Here is a 22,850-nt window from a genome sequence, read left to right as displayed (position 1 = left end):
TAAGAATGTTTGGGTAGATTGATATGCCTTTTCGATTTAACGGATAAGCGATATCGAGGCCTGGCGAGGCGCTTCTCTGCCCGGGTTGAAGCCCGCCAGATCACGCTCTCGATCACGACGAACAGCTGATCTCCAGGTGCTTGCCCCACTCCGGCGGACGCTCGGCATAGCGCTCCATTCCCGGCTGCTCGTCGAACGGCCGCGACAAGACCGCGTGCAGCTCGCGCAGCGGAGCATAGTCGCCCGCCTCGGCCGCTTCGATGGCCTGCTGCGCCAGATAATTGCGCAGGATGTACCTGGGGTTGACTGCGTGCATGCGCGCCTGGCGTTCGTCTTGTGCGCCGCTTTCCAGCGCGCAGCGTGCCAGGTAATCGATGCCCCAGGCATCGAAGCCGGCCAGGTCGACGAAGTCGTCGCGCACGCTCTTCAGCGCCTCGGCGGGCGCCTGCTCGCCGAGGCGGCGGAAGAACAGCGTGTAGTCGGTGGCCTTGCCCTTGTCCATCAGTTGCAGCAAGCGCTGGATCAGCGCTTCGTCGTCGTCCCGGGCGCTGGTGAAACCCAGGCGCTTGCGCATCAGGTCGAGGTAATGCGCCTGGTACAGCGGCAGGAACAGATCCAGCGCTTCACGCAGTGCGTCCACGGACGCGAATGGCGTCATGGCTTGGGCCAGCGCGGCGAGGTTCCAGTGGGCGATCGGTACCTGATTGCTGAAGCTGTAGCGGCCGGTGTCGTCGGAGTGGTTGCAGATGTGCTTGGCATCGAAGTCGTCGAGAAAGGCATAGGGGCCATAGTCGAAGGTGATGCCGAGGATCGACATGTTGTCGGTGTTCATCACCCCATGACAGAAGCCGTAGGCCTGCCAGTGGGCGATCATCGCTGCAGTACGCTCGATCACCTCGCGCAGCAGGGCCACCCAGGGCTCGTCCTGTTCCAGGCACTGCGGGAAGTGGCAGGCCATGACGTGCTCGCCCAGGGTCTTCAGTTGCTCATGCTGGCGCGTGTAGTAGAAGTATTCGAAGTGGCCGAAGCGCACGTGGCTCTGTGCCAGGCGCAGCACCATGGCTGCGCTTTCGCGCTTCTCACGCCACACCGGCGTGCTCGAGCCGGTGACGCACAGTGCGCGCGAGCTGGGGATACCCAGTGCGTGCAGGTGTTCGCTGGCGAGAAACTCGCGGATCGAGCTGCGCAGCACGGCGCGGCCATCGCCCATGCGCGAGTAGGGCGTCATGCCGGCACCCTTGAGGTGCAGATCCCAGTGCTCGCCGGCCTGGTTGACCACCTCACCCAGCAGCAGCCCGCGACCGTCGCCCAGGCGTGGCGTGTAGCCGCCGAACTGATGCCCGGAATAGACCATGGCGCGCGGTTCGGCTTCTGGCCACAGCTTGTGCCCGGCGAACAGCTCGGCGAACTCGCTGCGTTGTGCTTCGGCAGGCTGCAGATCGAGCAGGGCCATGGCCGACTCGCTGACCACTACCAGGCGCGGCTGCTCGATGGGCTCGGGCAGCACTTCGGTGGAAAACGCGTCACCGAGGCGCGCGAAGCGGTTGTCGAAGGTCAGCGTGTCGAGGCTTTTCACCTGGGGCTCCTCTGCAGATCAGGGCGTGGTGGGGGGCGGGGGCGTGTCTTGTACGGCGGCGGCGCCTGCGGCGGCGGCCTTGATCAGGTCCTTCTGGTCGAGTTTCTGTTCGCCGTGCTCAAGGTTTTTCACGTAGACCTCCACCTGGCGGAAGGCGATATTGATGCCGTTCTTGGGGAATTCCTTGTCGATAAAACGGTTGATCTCGTCGGTGGCCGGGTTGCGGTCGCCGAGGTCGCGCACATGAATGCGCAACTCGTGGTCCAGCGTGCTTTCGCCGAAGTTCAGGAAATAGGCAATCGGCGCCGGCTCCTTGAGTACCCTTGGGTTTTCCTGCGCGGCCTGCAGCAGCAGCTTGCGCACCAGGTCGAGGTCCGAGCCATAGCCAACGCCGACCTTGAGGGTGACGCGGGTGACCGTATCACTGAGCGACCAGTTGATCAGCTGGCCGGTGATGAAGGTCTTGTTCGGAACGATGATTTCCTTGTGATCGAAGTCGGTGATGGTGGTGGCGCGAATGCGGATCTTGCTCACCGTGCCGGACAGGTTGCCGATGGTCACCACATCGCCGATGCGCACCGGGCGCTCGAACAGGATGATCAGGCCGGAGATGAAGTTGGCGAAGATTTCCTGCAGGCCGAAACCCAGGCCGACCGACAGCGCGGCCACCAGCCACTGCAGCTTGTCCCAGCTGACCCCCAGCGTCGACAGCGTGGTGACGATACCGATGGTCACCAGCGCGTAGGACAGCAGGGTGGTGGTGGCGTAGGCGCTGCCCTGGGCCAGGCGCATGCGTGACAGCACCAGCACCTCCAGCAGGCCGGGCAGGTTGCGCGCCAGGGCCACGGTGATGGCGACGATGATCAGCGCGCCGATCACGTCCATCAGGCTGATGGGTACCAGGGTGGCAGTCTCGCCAGTGCCACTGCTGTACTCGTAGAGGTTGACCGTGTCGAGGTAGGTGAACACCCCGATCAGGTCGGCCCAGACCCAGTACAGGCAAACCAGGAAACCGCCGAGCAGGGCCAGGCGGATCAGGCGCAGGGACTGCTGGTTGACCTGCTCGATATCCAGGGTGGGTTCTTCCACGGGCGCTTCGCCGTCGTGGCCTTCCTTGCTCTGCGCCTGGCGTTTGGCCAGGGCGCGCTGATAGGCCAGGCGCCGGGCTGCCACGCTCAGGCCGCGCACCAGGGTCGCTTCGACGATGAGCAGGATAATCAGCAGATAGAGCGTGTCGATCAGGCGGTCGGTGAGCTTGAGGGCGGTGTAGTAGTAGCCGAAGGCGACCGCCCCGATCAGTGCCAGCGGCAGCAGGTTGAACAGTACGCCGACACTGGTGCGCAAGGCCGAGGTGTTCTCGCGCAGCGGGGCGCTGAACAGCAGGTGGAACAGTTGCCAGGCCATCAGGGCGTAGCAGCTCAGCACCACGGCGATGCCGATCACGTCGTTGGTCAGGCTGTCCGGCTGATGTTCGGCAATGCTCACCACCGCCACCAGGGCCATCACCACCAGCCCCAGGCGCCGCATGTGCTGGCGGAAGAAGGCGACATTGGCCGGTGGCCAATGGAAGTGCAGGATGGCAACGCCATCCGGGGACAGAATCCGGTGCAGGGTGTAGAACACCAGCCAGGCTTCGGCCATCTCGTACAGCGCGGCGCCCAGATAGAGGTTCTGTCCGCGGGCATCGTGCAGCAGGGCGTAGCCGCACAGCGCCAGGAACAGGGTGACCGGCAGGGCCAGGATCAGGTTCAACCCCAATGCCATGGGGGTATGCAGCTGGCTGTCGTGCTTGTAATGGCCGATGTCACCATGCAGTGCGCCGAGCTTGCTGAACAGGTACTGGCGGCGCCAGAGAATCAGTGCGCAGAGCAGGATCAGCGGCAGAAACACCAGCGGGCGCTCGATCAGGCCGGCGCCCAGCTCGGTGATGGCCATGCCCCAGGGCATTTCGGAGAGTTGCTGCTGGAGGTGACGCGGCGCCGCCTTCAGCCATTCGAGATCGAGCGGCTTGTTGCTGGGAATCCAGAACATCTGCTCATCGATGGTCGCGCGCAGGCTGCTGGCGGTGCTCTGCAACTCCTTCTGATTGAGCTGCAGGGTGATCGACTCGTTGAGCAGCGCATTCAGTGAGCGGTTCAGGCGGTCGAGCAATTCACGGCGCGTGTCGAGCTGCTCGAGAAGGGCCTTGCGCAGTTCCTTGGTGACTTGTTCGTCTGGCTGATTGGTCAGCAGGTTGTCCACATAACGACCGGGATCGCTGATCTCGTCGCGCTGTTTGTTCAGCTCGAACTGGTACAGCCGGATATCGGCAATCTCGTCGGCGAGCGAGCCGTCTTCGAGTTTCAGCTTCGGCAGGGCCTGCTTTTGCTGATAGAGAATCTTCGACAGCAGCAGGCTGCCCTGCAGCACGCTAATCTGCTCGTCTAGGGCCTGATCGGCCTGTGCCAGGTTGTCCAGTTGCTGACGGGTCTGCAGGTTCTGCTCTGTCACGCTGTTCAGGCGATCGGTCGAACGCAGCAGGTAGTCGGACAGCTTGAGATTGAGCGTGCTTTCCTTGGCCAGTAGCTTGTCCGAGCTGGCGCGCTCGGCTTCCAGTGACTGCTCGGCAACGGTCTGCTCAGATTCGGCGCGGCGGCGCTCGTTGATCCGGCTCTGCAGTGCCTGACGGTCCCGCTCGGCGCGGTTGATGCGCTCTTCGAGCAGGGCGCGCTGGGCGCCACCCAGGTCCTGCAGCAGGCTGTTACCGGCCAGCTCCTGGCGTCGTAACTGGGTCTGCGCTGCGAGCAGCGCCAGCTCCGCATTGAGCTGGTCGCGGCGTTCCGGGATCAGCGTCTTTCCGTCGTAACGACCGCTTTTGAGCGCGTCATTGATGACCTGGCTGCGCGCCTGGTTCTGGCTGATCTCGGCTTGCGAGCGCTCGGGGCGGGTCTGTGCGGTGATGACCAGGCTGTTGGCTTCGATGATGGCCTTGTTCCACTCGCTGAGCTGGCTGGAACGTTCGGCGAGCAATTGCTCCAGCTGAGCCAGGCTGGTGCGCGCGTGACGCTCTGCGATCGGCACTTCAGGGCTGGCCTTGAGCCGGCTGAGTTCGCGTTGGGCCTCGCTGATCAGGCGCGGCGCCTCGTCCAGCTGCTTGCGCAGATCACTGAGGCGCTGCTCGGCGGCCTGCCGGTCCTGCAGCATGCGCAGCGTCTGCTCCAGGGTTTGTTTGAGCGCCAGTTGCTCGGCTTCCGGCAGTTTGCGATCCGCCAGGCTGTCGAGACTCTGCTGCACGTTCTCGGCCTTTGGGGGCTCATCGGCGAATGCCGGCGCGATGCCGAGGCACAGGGCAAGCAGGATGGCAGCTAGAGGGAAGCGCGACAGGGACATGATCGGATCTACTGAGTGAGCGATGGCGATTGAGTGGCACGTGGCACAACGAAGACGCGGGCCTGGAGGCCCGCGCTTGGTGCTGATGCTAGCAGAGTCCTAGCGGGGAGTTTCCACCCGCAGGCTAGAAGTGCAGCCCGGGCCCCGGGCGTGTACCTTCGGGAAATCTGACGCCGACCTTGCGTATCTTGTTCCCTTCCATGGCCGCTACGGTCCAGGTCAGGCCCTGCCATTCCACCTGGTCGCCGACCACCGGTTCGCCGCCGATCAGATGAGCGATGAAGCGCCCCAGCGGCTGGTTGCCTTCAACGTCCTCGGTCTTGAGGCCATAGAGTGCGGCAACCGCGTTCAGTTCGGCATCGCCTTCCAGCACGAAATCACCGAAGAAGCGCAGATCCTGACCTCGCTTGGGTGCCTGGCTGAACAGCTTGCCGAGTGCTGGCAGGTCGTGCTCGTGACCGATCACGCACAGCAGATCGCCGGCTTCCAGACGCGTACTGCCGGATGGGTGAAGCAGTTCGCGACCGCGAAACAGCGCGGCGATACGGGTGCCCTCAGGCATGTTCAACTCACGCAGGGCCGCGCCGATGCACCATTTTTCCGCCCCCAGGCGGTAGACGAACAGCTCCCACTGGCTGGTCGGATGCACTTCCAGGCCTGCGCGTGAAACGGGCAAAGGCTCTGGCGGAACCGTCACCCGCATCAGCTTGGCGGCCAGTGGCAGGCTGGTGCCCTGCAGCAGCAGGGAAACGATCACGATGAAGAACGCCACGTTGAAGAACAGCTGCGCGTTGGGCAGGCCGGCCATCAGCGGGAACACGGCGAGGATGATCGGCACCGCGCCGCGCAGGCCGACCCAGGCGATGAAGATCCGTTCGCGGTCGTGGAAGGCGCGAAATGGCAGCAGGCCAAGGAAGATCGACAGCGGCCGCGCGAACAGAATCATCCACAGTGCCAGGGCCAGCGCCGGCAGAGCGATGGGCAGCAGCTCGTGCGGGGTAATCAGGAGGCCGAGAACCAGGAACATGCCGATCTGAGCCAGCCAGGTCAGGCCATCGAGCATATGCAGAATGCCGTGGCGCGAGCGAATCGGCCGGTTGCCGAGCAACAGGCCGCACAGGTAGATGGCGAGGATGCCGCTGCCCCCTACCGCAGTGGTGATGGCGAAGATTATCAGGCCGCCACTGACGACCAGCAGCGGGTAGAGACCGGCGGCCAGTTCCATGCGGTTGACCAGGTTGAGCAGCAGCCAGCCGCCGCCCAGCCCCAGCAGCGCGCCCAGGCCGAACTGCTGCACCAGTTGAATCGGCAGGTCCCAGCTGAAGCCGGTCTGGCCGCTGGCGAGCATGGCGATCAGGGTCACGGTGAGGAACACGGCCATCGGGTCGTTACTACCGGACTCGATTTCCAGCGTCGAGCTGACCCGTTCGTTGAGGCCGCGCCCGCCCAGCAGAGAGAACACCGCCGCCGCATCGGTGGAACCGACGATGGCGCCGATCAGCAAGCCTTCCAGCAGGGTCAGGTTGAATAGCCAGGTAGCGGCCAGGCCAGTCAGGCCGGCAGTGACCACGACGCCCACGGTGGCGAGCGATAACGACGGCCACAAGGCCACGCGGAAGCTGGAGACCCGCGTACGCATGCCGCCATCGAGGAGGATGACCGCCAACGCCAGGTTGCCGACCAGGTAGGCCAGGGGATAGTTGTTGAAGACGATGCCGCCGGGACCGTCGGTGCCGGCCAGCATGCCGACGCCGAGGAAGATCACCAGAATCGGGATGCCGAAACGGGTACCGAATGCGCTGACCAGAATACTGGCCGCTACCAGCAATGCGCCGATCAAGAACAGATTATTGATGGCGCTGGCATCCAACGGCGCGTACTCCTGGCTGGGTCATCGGGTGCGCCGTTATGCATGGCGCGTGCCAGGGATTCTAACCGTAGCCTTCGTACCGCTGTCAAAAAGGTTATTACATTTTTCTAGATTGCCCCGGAGCGCCCGTGTTCGGTCGCCCGGGGCGTTCGGCCCGGTTTCAGAACCAGGCGTCCTGCATGCCCAGGCAGGTGTCGTCGCGGGCTTCGAGAATGGCCAGGTCGTGGTGGCAGCTGGGCACTTCCCAGGTCAGGAAGTAGCGCGCGGCTTGCAGCTTGCCGCGATAGAACGCCTGCTCCTCGGCATTGTCCGCCTGCGCCAGGCCCTGCTCGGCGCGAATCGCCTGCTCCAGCCAGCGCCAGCCGATCACCGTATGGCCGAATACCTTCAGGTACAGCGCCGAGTTGGCCAGGCCCTGGTTGACCTTGCCACTCATCAGGTCGCCGAGCAGGGCCAGGGTCACCGCCTGCAGGCGCGCCAGCAGTTGTTCCAGCGGCTGGCGCAGGGCCGTGAGCGACTCATACGCGCTGGCGCGCAGGCAGCAGTCGTTGATCAGCTTGAGCAACTGCTTGAGCGCGGCGCCACCATTCTGCGAGACCTTGCGGCCGAGCAGGTCGAGCGACTGGATGCCATGGGTGCCCTCGTGGATCGGGTTGAGGCGGTTGTCGCGGTAGTACTGCTCCACCGGGTATTCGCGGGTGTAGCCGTGGCCGCCGAGGATCTGGATCGCCAGCTCGTTGGCCTTGAGGCAGAACTCCGACGGCCAGGACTTGACGATGGGGGTGAGCAGGTCGAGCAGTTCCAGGGCGCGGGTGCGCTCTTCGGCGGTTTCCAGGGTGTGGGTGTCGTCGAACAGTCGCGCGGCGTACAGGCCCAGGTCGAAGGCGCCTTCGACGTAGGCTTTCTGCGTCAGCAGCATGCGCCGCACATCGGCATGTTCGACGATGGAAATCTGCGGGCTGCTCGGGTCCTTGCCGTCCGGCTGGCGGCCTTGCGGGCGGTTACGGGCGTAGTCCAGCGAATACAGATAGCCGGCGTAGCCGAGCATGATTGCGCCCATGCCGACGCCGATACGCGCCTCGTTCATCATCTGGAACATGTACGACAGGCCAGCATGTGGTTTGCCCACCAGATAGCCGACGCATTCGCCGTTATCACCAAAGTTCAGCGCCGTGGAGGTGGTGCCGCGCCAGCCCATCTTGTGGAACAGCCCGGCCAGGGTCACGTCGTTGCGTGCGCCCAGCGAGCCATCGTCGTTGACGTGAAACTTGGGCACCAGAAACAGGCTGATGCCCTTCACCCCGGGCGGTGCATCCGGCAGCTTGGCCAGCACCATGTGCACGATGTTCTCGGAGATCGGCTGGTCGCCGCCGGAGATGAAGATCTTGTTGCCCTTGATCCGGTAGCTGCCGTCGGCGTGCGGCTCGGCCTTGGTGCGAATGTCCGACAGCGAGGAGCCAGCGTGCGGTTCGGTCAGCGCCATGGTGCCGAAGAAGCGGCCGTCGATGATCGGCTGCAGGTAGCGGGTTTTCTGCTCCTGGCTGCCGAAGGCCTCGATCAGGTTGGCCACGCCCATGGTCAGCATCGAGTAGGAACTGGTGGCGATGTTGGCCGACTGGAAGTGGGCGAAGCAGGCCTGCGACAGCAGGTTGGGCAGTTGCATGCCGCCGTGCTCGAAGTCGCGGGTGGCATTGAGAAAGCCGGCCTCATGGAACGCGCGCAGTGCCGGTTCGACTTCCGGGATCAGCACCGCGCCGCCGTCGACGTACTGCGGCTCGTGCTCGTCGTTCTTGCGGTTGTGCGGGGCGAACAGCTCCTCGGCAATGCCGCGTGCGGTGCTGATCGCCGCGTCGAAGGTCTCGCGGTTGTGATCGGCAAAGCGCGCACGCTGGGTCAGGGCTTCGGCGTCGAGCACTTCATAGAGTTCGAACGCCAGGTTGCGGGAGCTGAGCAGGGTCTCGGACATGGAACGGGCCTCCAGATGATCAGTCGAGTCTAGGCAGTGGCTAGCCCGGCTGCCCAGCATCATCAGTCATGGTGATAAAGCGCCACATCACCCAGCCAATTCCAGCACCGTAGGAGCGGTTTCAGCCGCGAACCTCAACCTCGAACGAAACCCCGCGCCAGCTCACGGGTCAGCTCGGCGGCCGGCATTGCTCGGCAGCTCGCGATGTTCTGCCCGGCCCACAGCGGCGAAAAGTCCCCGCTGCCCTGCGCTTCGGCAGCCGCGCGCAAGGGGGCAATGGCTGCCGTCGCCAGTGGGAATGCGGGTGCTCGCTCGCTGAGCGGCCCCAGCTCGCGCATCAGGCGGTTGACGATGCCGCGAGCCGGGCGCCCGCTGAACAGGTTGGTCAGCGCGGTATGGCGTGCCGCTGGGCTTTGCAGGGCGGCGCGGTGCAGGGCGCTGGTGGTGGCTTCCGGGCACAGCAGGTAGGCGCTGCCGACCTGCACGCCGGCCGCGCCGAGGGCCATGACCGCGGCCACACCCCGGGCGTCGCTGATGCCGCCGGCCGCGATGACCGGCACCGCCAGCGCATCCGCCAGTTGCGGCAGCAACGCCAAGGTGCCGAGCTGACGACTCAGATCGAGGTCGAGAAAGTGCCCGCGATGGCCGCCCGCTTCCAGCCCCTGAGCGATTACCGCATCGACGCCGCGCTCCTGCAGCCACAGGGCTTCGTCGAGGGTGGTGGCACTCGAGAGAATCGCCGCGCCGCTGTTTCGCACCCGCTGCAGCAGGGCTTCTTCCGGCAGGCCGAAGTGGAAGCTGACCACGGCCGGACGGAATTCCTCCACCAGTGCGGCAGCCTCGTCGTTGAATGGCAGGCGCCCTGGGCCACTGGCGATGCTGGCCGGATCCACGCCCAGTTCGTCGTAGTAGGGGGCAAGCGCTTCGCGCCAGGCGGCATCACGCGCCATGTCCGGCAGTGCAGGCACGTGGCTGAAGAAGTTGAGGTTGAACGGCCGCTCGGTCAAACCGCGCATGGCCTCCAGCTCCTGGCGTAGCGCGGCAGGGGTGAGCATGGCGCAGGCAATCGAGCCGAGGCCACCGGCCCGGCTCACGGCGGCAGCCAGGCGGTGGTCCTGCGAGCCGGCCATGGGCGCCTGGATCAGGGGCAGTTCGCTGCCGAGCAGATCATTCACGAGCATGGGATGTGTCCCTTTCAGTGGGCGGTGGGGCGGCAGGCGTGCGCCAGGTCCAGAACAACGACCATAGCAGTGCCAGCGCGCCGATCGAAAAGCTGCTGGTCAGGCTGTAACCGGCGGCAGTCCAGTGTTCCACGAACCAGGGGCCGACCAGCTGACTGCTGCCGTAGAGGCTGATCAATAGTGCTGCCAGACGCGGCCCCTGGCTCGGCTTGAGTGCGCGGGCGAGTCGCTGCGTGAGCAGGACGGTGCCCATGAAGGTGCCGCCGACCAGTACGGCGCAGCCCAACACCCCGATTGGTCCGGGCAGCAGTACTGGCAGGGCGGTTCCCAGCAGTTGCAGCAGGTAGTTGGTTTGCAGGGCACGGCGGTCGCCGAGCCAGCCACCGACGTGATTCCACAGGGTGGCGGAGATCAGGCAGGCCAGCGCGGTCCACCACCAGCTCCCGATCAGCAGGGGGTGATCTGGCGGCAGCTGTTCGCGGGCCAGCGCGGGCAGGAAGGTCAGCGGCAGGATATAGCCCAGGCCGGCGCCCAGATACGCCAGTAGTAATGGCAGGCTGCTGCGGTCGATCAGCCGCCCGTGCGTGCTGGCTTGAGTCATGACAGGTAGTTGCAGCGCCAAGCCTCGCAGCATTATCGCGCTGAGTAGTGCCAGCGGCAGGGCGAACAAGGCCATCGGAAGCCAGCGCATCGGCCCCTGCCAGGGGCTGAGCACCACCAGCACGCCACACAGCAACATACCGCCGCCCAGGCCCAGGTAGACCAGGCCACTCAGCGCCGTGGCCTGACGTACAGCCAGCCATTCCAGCACCAGCGCCGGAGCAAGCACGAAGACCACGCCATTGCTGATGCCGTTGCTCAGGCGCAGTAAGGCGAGCATATCGATGTCGCGAGTGAAGACCTGAGCCAGGGTCAGACCGGCGTTGATCAGCAGTGCTGCCGGCAGGCCCAGTCGCAGTCCACGCGGGTTGGCCATGGGCAGCGCGAGCAAGGCGCCGAGCAGGTAGCCCAGGTAGTTCCAGGTGGCCAGCTGGGCGCCTTGTGCCAGATTGAACAGGCCATCGTCGAGCAGCAGCGGCAACAGCGGGGTGTAGGCAAAACGCCCCAGGGCATGCACCGCCACCAGCGCAAGGGCTGCGGCGAGGATGGCCTTGAAGCTGTCTCGGTCGAGTTTGAACATCGGGCCTCCGGTCGTGCTGCGCACCTTAGTCGTTGTCGAGAATTGGGTGTTAGTGAAAAATAGTGCTGATGGTTTTCACTTTTGGTGATGTTTATGGGCGCCTGGCAACGACTGAATCCACAGCTGCTTCGCTACTTTCTGGCGATCGCACGGGAAGGCTCATTGAGCGCCGCAGGCTTGTACTTGAGTTGCGTGCCGTCGAACGTCTCGGCGCGCCTGCGCCAACTGGAGCAGCAGCTCGATGCACGGTTGTTCATGCGCCAGGGGCAGCGCTTGCGGCTGACGCCAGCGGGGGAGCGCCTGTTACCTCATGCCGAACACCTGGAGCAGCTGTGTCGGACGGCCTGGCGCAGCGTGCAGGAAGACATCTGGAGCGGCGATCTGCGTCTGGGCGCGATGGAAACCACGGCGGCAGTGCGTCTGCCGGAGCTGCTCGCGGCATTTCATCAGCGGGCACCGCGGGTCAACCTGCAATTGAGCACCGGACCGAGCCGGCGCTTGATTGAGGGTGTGCTGGCCGGTGAGCTGGATGCAGGCCTGGTCGGTGGGCCGTTCGAGCATGCGCAGCTCGAGTGCACGCCGCTCTGGCAGGAGGAGCTGATGCTGGTGCTGCCGCCTGCTCAGGATGCTGCGGGGCTGGAGGGGCAAGCGCAGACGCTGCTGGGATTCCCCGAAGGCTGTCACTACCGTGAGCGTCTCGAGCGCTGGGCGGTCAGTCGTGGTTTGCAGGTGGCGGCGCGGCAGAGCTACGGCTCCATCGACGCGATCTTCGCCGGTATCGCTGCCGGCATGGGCATAGGCCTGTTGCCACGCAGCCTGCTCGAAAGCCATCCGCGCTTGCACCTGGTGCAGTATCAGCCCATCGCCCCGGAGCTCGGTGCGACCACCACCTTGTTGGTGCGTCGTCGCGACGCCGGCGAGCATCCATCACTGGCCTTGTTGCTGGAGCTGATACGCGCGCAAAGCCCGCTCAACGGGTAACACACCGTTGAAGAACGTAGGCGATGGCAACCACGACTGCATGGATGCAGGAGGTAGAGCGACGCAGGAAGCCAAAGCCGAGGTAGTTTTTCGACGGTCTGGTAAACTTGGCGACCGCTTCGGAGACCCCCATGAACTACCGCCACGCCTTCCACGCCGGTAACCACGCCGACGTACTCAAGCACCTGGTGCTGACCCGCCTGCTCGCCCTGCTGTCACGCAAGGAGGCGCCTTTCGCCTACCTCGACAGCCACGCGGGCATCGGCCTGTACGACCTGCACGGCGATGCGGCCAGCCGCACCGGTGAGTACCTGGAAGGCATCGCGCGTCTGTGGCAGGCCACGCAACTGCCGGACGCCGTGGAGGCCTACCTGGAAGTGGTGCGGGCGATGAACCCGGATGGCGAGCTGCGCTATTACCCGGGCTCGCCCGAGCTGGCGCGCCTGCTCAGCCGCGAGCAGGACCGTCTGCAGCTCAACGAGAAACACCCCGAAGATGGCCGTCTGCTCAAGGACAACATGCGCGGCGACCGCCGTGTGGCCGTGCACCTGGGCGAGGGCTGGCACGTGCCGCGGGCGCTGATGCCGACCCGCGAGAAGCGCGTGCTGCTGTTGATCGACCCGCCGTTCGAACAGGCCGACGAGCTGCAGCGCTGCGTCGAAGCACTGAACGAGGCCCATGGGCGCATGCGTCAGGCCATCGTGGCGATCTGGTACCCGATCAAGGACGAGCGCCAGTTGGCGCGTTTCTATCGTGACCTGAGCAAGAGCGCTGCGCCCAAGCTGCTGCGCGCCGAGCTCTACGTGCATGCGCCGGACGATGCCACACGGCTGACCGGTTCGGGCCTGGTGATCAGCAATCCGCCATGGGGCCTGGAGGATGAACTCAAGCAGTTGCTGCCCTGGCTGGCCAATGCGCTCGGTCAGAGTCAGGGCGATTGGCGCCTGGACTGGCTGATCGAGGAAAAGCCGGCTGGCTGAGCCGCCGCCCCGGGTTCAGCTGCGTTTGTCGCTGGGCTCGATGTGGTAGCTGAGGTTGCGCCGCGGGCTGAGGTACTCCAGCACCTCCAGCGGTAGCTGCGAGGGGCGCAGGCTGCGGTCGATGGCCAGTTTCGGCTCCTGCGTGAGGTCGACGATCAGTGCCTCCTGCATGGGAACGTCGGCGTCGTAGAGAATCAGCGTCGGTTTCAGCGCCTGGGTCGGGTTGATCCCCAGCACCAGCGCATAGCGCTCATCCTCCAGCTGCACCAGGCTGCCCGGCGGGTAGATGCCCATGACGCGGATAAAGGCTTTCAATGCCACTTCGTCGAAGCGTTCACTCTGCTGCTTGAACATCAACGCCAGGGCTTCGTGCGGGCTCAGGGCCTGGCGCGGATCGAGCGGGTTGCACAGACCGTCGAAGTGGTTGGTGATGGCCACCAGCCGGCTGAGGCGGGCGATGCCGGCTTCGCGCAGTCCACGGGGGTAGCCGCTGCCGTCACAATGCTCGTGGTGCTCGTGAATGATGCGCAGCACCTCGTCGTCGAGCATCAGCTTATGGCCCATGCGCAGGCCGAAGTCGGTGTGCATCTGCAGCAGCTGTTGCTCCGGGCGGGTCAGCGGTTCGGGTTTGAGCAGCACCTTGCTCGGCACTTCCAGTTTGCCGATGTCGTGCAGCAGGGCGCCGAGGCCGAGGCTGTGGCAGGCCTCGCTGTCGAGGCCGAGCTGGCGCCCGAGCAGCAGGGACAACACGGTGACGTTGAGCGCATGGAAGTAGCTGTCCTCGGCGGCCTTGCCGGTGATGCCATGCAGCACCACGCCGGGGGCGCCCAGCAACGTCTCGACCATCTCGCCGACGATGGCGCCGGCCTGGCGCATGGCATCTTCCGGGCGGCTGCGCAGGGTCTGGTTGAGCGCTTTGATGCGCTGACTGGCCTCGATGAAACGGCGATCGACCTCGGCCAGGCGGCTGCGCAGATGGCGCAGTTTCTGCGCACGTTCCTGGCGAGCCTGGGTTTCCGGATCGAGCGGCGCCTCTTCGACCGCAGGCGCGGTGGCCGTGTTGACCAGAGGCAGGGGCGTACTGTCGCTGCGCGCCGGGTCGTAGCGCAGCTGTTTCAGGTTGAGGGCGCGCAGGGCGCGAATCTGTGCTTGATCCTTGATCTTGAAGTTGCTGAAGGCGAAGTCGTGCTCCCACCAGCTCAGATCAAGGTGAACGTAGAGACCGACGCAAAGCTGATCAGGGACGATGGTGGGGAGAGGGGCAGGCATGCCGGACTCGTCGATGGCTGGCGATTGGCCTGCAGTTTAGTCCGCCTGATGGCTTAAAGGCATCAGTTGTTCAGGCCATCACGTCGATGCTGTTGCCCAGATTGGGGGGATTGCTGGGCGCACTGGCCGGTGCGGCCGACTGTACCAGGCCGGTGATGTTGGCAGCTTGCAGCTCCAGCGTCTTGCGCAGCAGCAGGAGCGACATTTGCGCAGAGATCTGCGCAGATGCCTGGCTCGACACCTGACTGGAAATGCTGCTCAGCTCCACGACCCTTCACCCGTGCTCAAGATTCAGGGGGTAGACATACGCCTGTTCCGCCCAGACCGCAATAGCCGTTGGGGTTCTTCGCCAGGTACTGCTGATGGTAGGTCTCGGCGTAGTAGAAGGTCGGCGCCTCGGCGATTTCGGTGGTGATGCTGCCGATTCCCGCTTTGTCCAGCTCGGACTGAAAGCGCGCCTGACTGGCCAGGGCAGCGCTCAGCTGCGCTTCGTCCTGGCAGTAGATCGCCGAACGGTACTGGGTGCCCTTGTCATTGCCCTGGCGCATGCCCTGTTAGTATGACTTGGCCTGGCAGCTATCTATGTAAACTGATATCACCGCCAGCCTAGCTTCTACGAATGGTCTGAGAAGATCCTTTCTCGAAATATGCAGCCCAGCAACCATGAGTGTTGCAGATTAGCTATTTCGCGATACCGAGGCGTATTCGGCGTTTCCGCAAAGTTCCGAAGTTTTGTTTCTTAAAAAATTGAGTAACTGGATTTAGCCGTTCCGGGCTTATCTTTGTTTTGTACTGACTTTGCGACAGGTCACAGAGGAGTGTACATGGTTCTGAGTGTCAATGTTGACTTTCGCAGTAGTCACGATTCGAGGCTCTCACAGCTCTCACATAAAATTCCGCAGTTTTTCAATAATTCAGCTGAACCTTAACCGAGGGGCCATGCCGAGTGAAAGGTGATGGTTGGTTTTCCGAGGCAGGCGAGAGCTGACTGATATCTGGATATTTCTGGCTGTCAAAAGTGGCGTTGTGCCGGGAGATGCTTCCCACCGTCAGCACCATCATTGCGGGTGCCGGATCGATGATTGCGCTTTGTTCTGCGACAAGATATTCGGGGTACTCGTCACGCCAGCTGTTTACCGGAACTGGAGGTTCTTCAGAGCCGCGGAAGTTACCCGTAGAGACCACAAACAAAATGTTATGCCGCCTTGAGAGGACGTCCAGGATGTAGGCGAGCCCCCTGACATGAGCTCCATCGTACGGAGCATTATTGTTACCCAGGGAGAGATTGAAGATCCGACATCCAAGCTCGACGAAGTACTCAACCGCTTTCGTCAGTGATGCCTCAAGCGAGAGCTCGTCATAGATCGCATCGCCAGTATGCGGACACTTCTTCATCACCTTCCCATTGAAAATCCAGAGCTCCGGGCGCCAGAAATTTGAGTTGTTGCAGGCCTCTACGTCGCCATACAGGGCCACACCGGCTACAGCAGTACCATGTCCCGCCTGGTCATCGTCTCCTTCCTCATCCACAAAGGAGGCGCTTTCAGCCATCGCAGGTTTCAAGAGGGGGTGGTTCCCGTTGATACCACTGTCCAGAATGCAGACCCGTGCCGCATCTGCGGCCGGTGCAGGTATGTTTCGAGGTAGCTCGTTGATATCCCGATTCAGCTGCTGAATGCTGATTCCGGTGGCGGGAATGAGATCAACAAGCCGGACATCGCGGTGGTTCAGCAGTAGCTGTGCTTGTTCGGGCGTCACCTCAACCCGGTACATGAGCAAGCTGTCCAGATTCAGCTTGTCGAGCCTTTTAATGCGCTCCCCTGAGAGCCAGGCCTCGAAAGCATTTGTGAGTAGGATTCGCTTCGGGTGGCTCGCTACATAGACAGGCCATAGTTCGACATCAAGCTTGAAGGTGGGGGTGTCCGGAATCCCGATATGGGTGATCGCCCAGCTCTTCCGATCCTCCGCAGACCATGTCTCCACCCCTGCGATAGCCTCCAGAATCTGGCCATAGGTCAAGGCGTCGTCCATAACACCCAGCTTCGTCAGATGGTCAGCGAACTTGGCCAAACCTTCTTCTGTCGCGAAAACAACGCAAAGCTGTTTATCCTCCTGGCTGACGAACTCCAAGCCATGGACATCAAGGTTTGAGAAGTTGAGAGTGCCGTCGTATTTCAGTTTGAGGACGTAGGGAGAGTTAGCTGTCGAGCCGATCTGCTTTTTGGCTTGCCCTTCAGCCGTAAGAAAGTAAGCATTGAGTTTCTGGCCATGCCCTCGACGATCTTCACGTTTGGTGAAGGGAGGGGGATTCTTGGTCCGGCGTGAGTTATCCAGAACTTCCCGTGCAATGTTCAGATGCTTGTAGGTAGCCACCGCTTCTTCCTTGAATTGTTATGATTCAGGACTTCCTGAGATCTTCTCTTGCAAGTGCGCTTTTCAGCTCTTTGAGGGTCAGAAACTCTTGCTCCCGCAGGATCATCCGCTTCGCGGCGCGACGTATAACTCGCTCAACATCAGCTCCGCTCTTGCCCTTAAACTCCGTCAATACTTCCTTGTCGTCAATCTCAAATTGACGCCGGATTCCTCTCAGCTTCAGTGACAAAATATCTTTCAGTTGCTTCTCATCCGGGAGCGGAAATTCGATGGATTCATCAAATCGTCGCCAAATGGCAGTGTCCAGAATCTTCTCATGGTTAGTAGCAGCCAAGATCAAACTGCGACCTTCGTATGAGTCCATCATCTGAAGCACTGCGTTTACTACACGTCGCAGCTCACCATGGTCGCCACTATCGCCGCGCTCTTTACCGATTGCATCGAACTCATCGAATAGAACAACAAACGGATGCTGGGCAATAAAATCGAAGACCTTGCGAAGGTTGGCAGCCGTTTCACCAAGGAAAGACGAAACCAGCGCATCCAATCGGACAATTGCCAAAGGTCGATCAAGTTCGAACGCTACTACCTCGGCTGCCAGTGTCTTTCCGCAGCCCGGTGGGCCGAAGAAAATCACCTTGCCCGCGGGCTTCATACCGTAGCTGCGGAGCACATCAGCACGACGGTTCTCTTCGAGTATCTCCTCTAGTGCAGCAGAGCTGCTGGGAGGGAGAATCACTTCATCAAGGGAGCGCTTAGGTGACCTTATGTCAAGCAGCGGTAAACCGCGCTCTTTATCTACGGGAACATCATAGTGAGTGCGTGATGTGCTACTAGATGCTTTGAAGTTCAAGTCGCTGCCGTAGAGGATTTGCTCTAGATCATTAGCGAGAAGATGGTGTTGTTTCTGCCGCTCTTCCTCGATAACAGCTTTAGAGGCAAGGCGAAACGCATCGGTATCACCTGCAGTGCCCGCTTTGAACAACTGGCGAAGAATTTTCCCATTGGCCATAGTCGCCACCCTCTGAGTTACCGCTATTTTATATTATATGTAGGTATTGATAAACCCAGTTGCGGCTACATAACTTGCAATAAATTGTTTCGCATTTTGATCTTCATGGTCAAGGACTCCATTCCTCATTAAATAGCTAAACACACTTGAGATTAAAAGTTTGGAGCAGTGCGGCTGATATGGCAGTGTAGCCTAACTCACGTTCTAAAAACTTTAAATAACTAGCCTTCGAAATTCCGCCGAGCGGCAGAGCATCATGCCGCCTAGCGCCCAATCGCCAATGCTACCCAAGAGTGAGGCAATGGGCCTGCAGGCCTCAAAGCCTGCTAGGCAGCTGGAGTCTGATGCTTACGCAGCTTCTTCATCATCCGCCACCTCCTCGCCCATCGGGGCGGGCGGTCGTGATGGTTGGACTCGGTTTTACATTGGGCACTATTCGCGCCCAGTTGCTTTTTGGTTTTTGAATATAGTTTCCAGCTTTGCGAGCTTTGGTGCTATTGATATCTGGCAGTATCTATTGCTTGGGTTCTTTGTGAAGAAGTCTTGGTGGTATTCCTCGGCTTCGAAGAATTCAGTTAACCTCTCTAAGGTGGTTGCCGTTGGGTTTTTCCAAAGGCCATTTTTTTCAGTTTCTAGTATTGCGGTTTTCGCGGTTACTAGCTGTTCGTCGCTATCATAAAATATGGCAGATCGATATTGGGTTCCAATATCTGCACCTTGCCTATTTAGAGTGGTTGGGTCATGTATTGCAAAGAAAATCTCAAGCAATTCGGATAGGCTGATTTTGCTACTATCAAATTCAATCTTTATTGCTTCGGCATGGCCTGTTTTGCCAGTGCATATATCATCATATGTTGGTGCGTTGAGGGTTCCCCCCGTGTAGCCACATTTCACAGACTGAACGCCCTTGATTCTCTTGAAGACTGGTTCAAGACACCAAAAGCAACCGCCTGCCAGTACTATTTTTTCGGTTTTCATACGGGTCTCTGTATAAAATTCAGGGGGCTGGGGTGCTGCCGATATGGGTGCAGTATGGCTGCTCTGCTGTCACGTAGATCGCCTGGCTGGGCTATAGCTATGCTGAGGCGCGCTAGCAATAGGATTCCTAGCATAGATTTACTCTTGACGGTCCTCCTAATCCCTGGGTCGGGTTGTGCACTTCCCAGAACACCTTGAGCAGTGCTTCGAAGCTGGTCTGCTGCGGGTCGAACACCACCAGCACCACTTCGCTGTGCCCGGTCAGGCCGGAGCAGACTTCCTCGTAGGTGGGGTTGGGCGTGAGGCCGCCGGCATAGCCGACCGCGGTGCTGAACACGCCGGGTTGCTGCCAGAAGCGGCGCTCTGCGCCCCAGAAGCAGCCCAGGCCGAACACCGCCTGCTGCAGGCCAGCGGGGAAGGGCGGTTTGATCGGGTTGCCGTTGATGTAGTGAGTGTCGGTCACCGGCAGCGGCTCGGCGCGGCCCGGTAGTGCCTGTTCGGCCGTCGGCAGGGCATCCTTGTTGACGAGAATCTGGGAACGCAGAACCATGGCGGTCTCCTCGAAAATGGCTAACTGGTGGACTACGCGCAGTGTGGCGTATTACGTCCGTTGGTCGGTCTGGCGACTGCTCTCGGTGTGCGGCCGGCAGGGGTAGCGGCGCAGACTGTCGATCAGCTCGCGACCGGGAATCGGTCTGTCGAACAGGTAACCCTGGCCGACGTCGCATAGCTGGCGGCGCAGGAAACCGAGCTGAGCGCCGGTCTCGATACCTTCGGCCACGACCTTGAGCTTGAGATTGTGGGCCATGGCGATCACGGCAGAGGTGATCTCCATGTCGTCCTGGTTGTCGGGGATGTCCTTGATGAAGCTGCGATCTATCTTGATCACGTCGATGGGGAATTTCTTCAGGTAGCTGAGCGACGAATAGCCCGTGCCGAAATCGTCCATGGCCAGGGTCAGGCCCAGGCTTTTCAGGCGACCGAGTTGGTGGCGGGTGTCGTCGGTGGCCTCCAGCAGCAGGCTTTCGGTCAGTTCCAGCTCCAGCAGCCTGGGGTCGAGCTGTTCCTCATGCAGGATGGCGGCAATCGAGCCGACCAGGTCCGGGTCGGAGAACTGCTTGGGCGACAGGTTGATCGCCACCTGCAGATTGCCCAGGCCGATGGCGGCGATCTGCTTGCTCATGCGGCAGGCCTGACGCACCACCCATTTGCCGATGGGGATGATCAGGCCGGTTTCCTCGGCAACGCCGATGAACTGGTCCGGGCTGATCATGCCTTTTTCCGGATGCTGCCAGCGCAGCAGCGCCTCCATGCCCAGCAGTTGCCCGCTCTTGAGACATAGCTTGGGTTGGTAGAAGACTTCCAGTTCGTTCTGGGTCAGGGCGCGGCGCAGGTTGTTCTCGACGAACAGCTTGTAGTTGGCCTCGGCGTTGAGGGCTTCGGTGAACAGTTGCACCTGATGCTTGCCGTTGGCCTTGGCCTTGTGCAGGGCGAGACCGGCGTGCTTCATCAGGGTTTGCGGGTCGTCACCGTGCTCCGGGGCGATGGCCAGGCCCACCGAGCCGGTGATGCTGATCAGCTGGTTGTCGACGAACAGCGGCTTGTCCAGCGTCTGCAGCACCTGGTGGGCGACGTGCAGGCCGCTGTCCTGATCGCAGCCGTCGAGCAGGATGGCGAATTCGTTGCTGGCGAAGCGTGCCAGGGTGCCCTTGGCGCCCAGGCTGTTGCGCAGGCGCCTTGCCAGCGCCGAGAGCAGCTTGTCGCCGGTCTGGTGGCCGAGGCTGTCGTTGATCCGCTTGAAGTTGTCGATGTCCACCAGCAGCAAGCCCAGCGCCTGAACATTGCGGGCGAAGCGCTCTTCCAGGCTGCGGATGAACGACGGGCGATTGCCCAGGTTGGTCAGGTTGTCGGTGTAGGCCAGGCGTTCGATGCGTTGCTGCGCCAGCTTGGCCTCGGTGATGTCTTCGTAGATGCCGATGTAGTGAGTCAGCTCGCCGTCGTCGCCGTACACCTTGGAGATCGACAGGTGGCCCCAGTAGGGCTCCTGATTCTTGCGCCGACTGCGAAACTCGCCCTGCCAGCTGCTGTGCTCGGCCAGGCTTGAGTCGGTATCGAAGAGCAGGTCACTGAGATTGTCCAGCGCAGGCAGTTCGGACAGGCGATGGCCGCAGACCTCGTCGCTGCTGTACAGGGTGATGGCGGTGAAGCTGGGGTTGACGTACTCGACCCTGCCGTCGCGGTCGACCAGCAGGAAGGCACTGGCGCTCTGCTCGACAGCGCGCTGGAACAGGTACAGGGCGTGAGTGGCAGTGCGCTTCTCCTGGTTGATCAGCACCTGGGCGAACTGGTCGGCCAGTTCGCCGGCGAACGCGATCTCGTCGGCCTGCCAGAAGCGCTTGGGGCCGATGTGTTCGAGGCAGAGCACGCCGACCACTTCGCCTTCGATGCGGATGCTGGCATCCAGCGTCGAGGTGATCCCCTGCGGCGTCAGATAACTGGGAGCCAGCTCGCGAGTGCGGCGGTCGTGCTGGGCGTCGTGGGCGTCGATCGCGCGGTCGCTTTGCAGGGCCTGCAGGTAGTGCGGAAAACTCCTGGCGTCGGTCGGGGCCTGCTGTTCGTGCCGGCCCAGGTCGCGACGGTACAGCGCCACGGACTCGAGGGTGTTGCTGCGCAGGCTCCAGATCCCGGCACGAGCGATGCCATAGACCTCGCAGGCGGCCTGGGTGATGAGTTCGGCAGCCTCCTGGCGCGGATCGCTGGAAACATAACGCTGGCGCGCCAGGCGCATGATCAGTTGCTGCTGGGTATGCGAGCGCGCCAGGTGCTTCAGGTGGTCGTCCTGAGTGCGCTGATAGTGCTGCAGCGAGCTGCGCAGGTTCTGGTTCTGTGTCTGCAGCTCTCGCTCATCCGGGGCGTAGCCATCGAGGCTTTCGTCGGTGATCAGCAGATAGCCACGCAGCAATTGCCGGTTGCGCTGTTTGAATGGCTCGCCGAGCTCGAGCAGATTCAGCGGGCCCTGAGGCGTATGCAGGGTGTAACGCACCAGGTAGTGCGGCCCCTGTAGCAGTTGTTGCTGGATGGCATCGTGCAGGCGATAGCGTACCTCGGGCTCCATCAGGCTGGCGTAAGGCGCGTCCACCAATGCGCACAGGTCCGCGGCGCTGATGCCGAGCTTGCGCTCGCAGGTAGGATCGAGAAAAAGCAGGGCCCAGCTTGGTTCGTTCAAGCGCTCGAAACGCAACATGCCGAGCCGCGAAGGCACTGGCAACTGCGTCACAACCTCGGCTGCCGAGCGGGTGCCGGCATCGGGATGGCTTTTCATTGGGCGTTGGGCTTCCAGTATGCTGACCAGGCGAGGCATCCGTTCTCGGTACAGGGCCGCTGCAGCCAGATGGCGCATCGGCTTGGACGGAGGCTAGGGCTCAGGCCTACTTCACTATAGCGTTCGGCAAGGGTGCATCATGCAAGCGAGACTGACAAGAAAACTGATGGCCATGCTGTTGGGCGGCGCACTGTGCGCGGCATTACCCGCGTTGGCCAGTGCCGACGACAAGGCCGCGTTGCAGGGCGCCGAACAGGCAGCGTATCTGGATGGACTAAAGCGTCTTTATCTGACCGACAACGAGCGTCAGGCGTTGCTCGCGCACAGCAACGCATTGCTGGAAACCTACGCCCTGCGCGCCGGTTACCAGGTAGGCCAGGCGCAGCGGCAGGACCTGTTGTACCACTTCAGTGTCGGTGGTGCGGGCGAGCTCGTCCTGCGCGAGGAGACCAGGGGCGCGCAAGGTACAGCCATTGCGGTACGTAATCAGCGGGTCGCGGTATTTGGTATCGATCCGTTCATCCGCTACGAATGTCCGACCGGCGGTATCCGTTGCGTGCTGTTCAACCCGGCCGACGGCAGCCCGCTGCTGAGCATTCTGCGTGATCACCAGGGTGCCGGCGAGCTGGCCAAGGCGCTGAGCTTTCTGATTCGCAACGTGCAGAAGGGCTGAAGCGGAGCACCTAGCCAGCGGCCATTCCCCGCGCCGCTGCGGTCGTCCGCGTTTCGACTGGCAAGAAACAGGCAAAAAAAACCCCGCCTAAGCAGACGGGGTTGAGGATGCGAGCGTGGC

Annotated in this window: 15 protein-coding genes and 2 pseudogenes; 3 read left to right on the top strand and 14 right to left on the bottom strand. The window is 62.1% G+C overall.

What is annotated here, in order from left to right; translation table 11 throughout:
* Positions 1 to 112: 112 nt before the first annotated feature.
* The 6 genes from selO to ACN8M7_RS03145 form a co-directional block, all read right to left on the bottom strand.
* Positions 113 to 1,576 carry a protein adenylyltransferase SelO gene (gene selO, locus ACN8M7_RS03170; protein WP_490259742.1) on the bottom strand — a complete coding sequence of 488 codons (1,464 nt, stop codon included), beginning with the start codon at positions 1,574 to 1,576 and terminating at the stop codon, positions 113 to 115.
* Positions 1,577 to 1,594: 18 nt separating this feature from the next.
* Positions 1,595 to 4,945, bottom strand: a complete 3,351-nt coding sequence (mscK, locus tag ACN8M7_RS03165; RefSeq protein WP_490259741.1) for a mechanosensitive channel MscK — start codon at positions 4,943 to 4,945, stop codon at positions 1,595 to 1,597.
* A 124-nt stretch (positions 4,946 to 5,069) separates the two neighbouring features.
* The gene (locus ACN8M7_RS03160) at positions 5,070 to 6,815 is read right to left on the bottom strand and encodes a potassium/proton antiporter (RefSeq protein ID WP_061238384.1); all 1,746 of its coding nucleotides are present in this window, start codon (positions 6,813 to 6,815) and stop codon (positions 5,070 to 5,072) included.
* A gap of 160 nt (positions 6,816 to 6,975) precedes the next feature.
* Complete coding sequence (locus tag ACN8M7_RS03155; RefSeq protein WP_490259740.1) at positions 6,976 to 8,781, bottom strand: acyl-CoA dehydrogenase; 1,806 nt, start codon at positions 8,779 to 8,781, stop codon at positions 6,976 to 6,978.
* Positions 8,782 to 8,915: 134 nt separating this feature from the next.
* Positions 8,916 to 9,962, bottom strand: a complete 1,047-nt coding sequence (locus tag ACN8M7_RS03150; RefSeq protein WP_490259739.1) for an NAD(P)H-dependent flavin oxidoreductase — start codon at positions 9,960 to 9,962, stop codon at positions 8,916 to 8,918.
* Entirely contained in the window at positions 9,949 to 11,142 is a 1,194-nt protein-coding gene (locus tag ACN8M7_RS03145) for a YbfB/YjiJ family MFS transporter (protein WP_490259738.1), read from the bottom strand. The genes ACN8M7_RS03150 and ACN8M7_RS03145 overlap by 14 nt, the downstream gene beginning before the upstream one ends.
* Before the next feature lie 87 nt (positions 11,143 to 11,229).
* Here ACN8M7_RS03145 and ACN8M7_RS03140 point away from each other — a divergent pair, with 87 nt between their 5' ends.
* Positions 11,230 to 12,123 (top strand): LysR substrate-binding domain-containing protein, encoded by an 894-nt coding sequence (locus ACN8M7_RS03140; protein WP_490259830.1) that lies wholly within the window; start codon positions 11,230 to 11,232, stop codon positions 12,121 to 12,123.
* A 131-nt stretch (positions 12,124 to 12,254) separates the two neighbouring features.
* On the top strand, positions 12,255 to 13,103 hold the full coding sequence (locus tag ACN8M7_RS03135; RefSeq protein WP_490259737.1) for a 23S rRNA (adenine(2030)-N(6))-methyltransferase RlmJ: 849 nt from the start codon (positions 12,255 to 12,257) through the stop codon (positions 13,101 to 13,103).
* A 15-nt stretch (positions 13,104 to 13,118) separates the two neighbouring features.
* On the opposite strand, the gene ACN8M7_RS03130 is transcribed toward ACN8M7_RS03135, so the two are convergent.
* From ACN8M7_RS03130 to ACN8M7_RS03095, 8 genes and pseudogenes are all read right to left on the bottom strand, one after another.
* The gene (locus ACN8M7_RS03130; protein WP_490259736.1) at positions 13,119 to 14,372 is read right to left on the bottom strand and encodes a cyclic di-GMP phosphodiesterase; all 1,254 of its coding nucleotides are present in this window, start codon (positions 14,370 to 14,372) and stop codon (positions 13,119 to 13,121) included.
* A gap of 70 nt (positions 14,373 to 14,442) precedes the next feature.
* Positions 14,443 to 14,640: a putative motility protein gene (locus ACN8M7_RS03125; RefSeq protein ID WP_061238377.1), complete on the bottom strand. Its 198-nt coding sequence runs from the start codon at positions 14,638 to 14,640 to the stop codon at positions 14,443 to 14,445.
* Between the two features lie 16 nt (positions 14,641 to 14,656).
* Positions 14,657 to 14,926, bottom strand: a pseudogene (locus tag ACN8M7_RS03120) (peptide-methionine (S)-S-oxide reductase); the annotation flags it as partial.
* A 352-nt stretch (positions 14,927 to 15,278) separates the two neighbouring features.
* The gene (locus tag ACN8M7_RS03115; protein ID WP_490259735.1) at positions 15,279 to 16,745 is read right to left on the bottom strand and encodes a S8 family peptidase; all 1,467 of its coding nucleotides are present in this window, start codon (positions 16,743 to 16,745) and stop codon (positions 15,279 to 15,281) included.
* Positions 16,746 to 16,770: 25 nt separating this feature from the next.
* The gene (locus ACN8M7_RS03110; protein ID WP_003246630.1) at positions 16,771 to 17,757 is read right to left on the bottom strand and encodes an AAA family ATPase; all 987 of its coding nucleotides are present in this window, start codon (positions 17,755 to 17,757) and stop codon (positions 16,771 to 16,773) included.
* Between the two features lie 432 nt (positions 17,758 to 18,189).
* A complete protein-coding gene (msrA, locus tag ACN8M7_RS03105) occupies positions 18,190 to 18,735 on the bottom strand; it encodes a peptide-methionine (S)-S-oxide reductase MsrA (RefSeq protein ID WP_003246627.1) in 546 nt (181 codons plus the stop codon).
* 157 nt (positions 18,736 to 18,892) lie between these two features.
* Positions 18,893 to 19,285, bottom strand: a pseudogene (msrA, locus tag ACN8M7_RS03100) (peptide-methionine (S)-S-oxide reductase MsrA); the annotation flags it as partial.
* 51 nt (positions 19,286 to 19,336) lie between these two features.
* On the bottom strand, positions 19,337 to 22,057 hold the full coding sequence (locus tag ACN8M7_RS03095; RefSeq protein WP_490259734.1) for a putative bifunctional diguanylate cyclase/phosphodiesterase: 2,721 nt from the start codon (positions 22,055 to 22,057) through the stop codon (positions 19,337 to 19,339).
* Between the two features lie 166 nt (positions 22,058 to 22,223).
* Between ACN8M7_RS03095 and ACN8M7_RS03090 the strand changes: the two genes are divergently transcribed.
* The gene (locus ACN8M7_RS03090; protein ID WP_061238374.1) at positions 22,224 to 22,730 is read left to right on the top strand and encodes a hypothetical protein; all 507 of its coding nucleotides are present in this window, start codon (positions 22,224 to 22,226) and stop codon (positions 22,728 to 22,730) included.
* The last annotated feature ends 120 nt before the right edge of the window (positions 22,731 to 22,850 follow it).

The organism is Pseudomonas spartinae, assembly GCF_965197125.1.
Lineage (GTDB): Bacteria > Pseudomonadota > Gammaproteobacteria > Pseudomonadales > Pseudomonadaceae > Aquipseudomonas > Aquipseudomonas composti_A.
The sequence above is the reverse complement of the archived record's forward strand: the minus strand, read 5'-3'. Positions and strand labels throughout refer to the sequence as shown.

Excerpts from the sequence above, each read along its gene's own strand:
- mscK (WP_490259741.1), bottom strand. The coding sequence starts at position 4,945 with ATGTCCCTGTCGCGCTTCCCTCTAGCTGCCATCCTGCTTGCCCTGTGC.
- ACN8M7_RS03155 (WP_490259740.1), bottom strand. The coding sequence starts at position 8,781 with ATGTCCGAGACCCTGCTCAGCTCCCGCAACCTGGCGTTCGAACTCTAT.
- ACN8M7_RS03150 (WP_490259739.1), bottom strand. The coding sequence starts at position 9,962 with ATGCTCGTGAATGATCTGCTCGGCAGCGAACTGCCCCTGATCCAGGCG.
- ACN8M7_RS03145 (WP_490259738.1), bottom strand. The coding sequence starts at position 11,142 with ATGTTCAAACTCGACCGAGACAGCTTCAAGGCCATCCTCGCCGCAGCC.
- ACN8M7_RS03140 (WP_490259830.1), top strand. The coding sequence starts at position 11,230 with ATGTTTATGGGCGCCTGGCAACGACTGAATCCACAGCTGCTTCGCTAC.
- ACN8M7_RS03135 (WP_490259737.1), top strand. The coding sequence starts at position 12,255 with ATGAACTACCGCCACGCCTTCCACGCCGGTAACCACGCCGACGTACTC.
- ACN8M7_RS03130 (WP_490259736.1), bottom strand. The coding sequence starts at position 14,372 with ATGCCTGCCCCTCTCCCCACCATCGTCCCTGATCAGCTTTGCGTCGGT.
- ACN8M7_RS03110 (WP_003246630.1), bottom strand. The coding sequence starts at position 17,757 with ATGGCCAATGGGAAAATTCTTCGCCAGTTGTTCAAAGCGGGCACTGCA.
- msrA (WP_003246627.1), bottom strand. The coding sequence starts at position 18,735 with ATGAAAACCGAAAAAATAGTACTGGCAGGCGGTTGCTTTTGGTGTCTT.
- ACN8M7_RS03095 (WP_490259734.1), bottom strand. The coding sequence starts at position 22,057 with ATGAAAAGCCATCCCGATGCCGGCACCCGCTCGGCAGCCGAGGTTGTG.
- ACN8M7_RS03090 (WP_061238374.1), top strand. The coding sequence starts at position 22,224 with ATGGCCATGCTGTTGGGCGGCGCACTGTGCGCGGCATTACCCGCGTTG.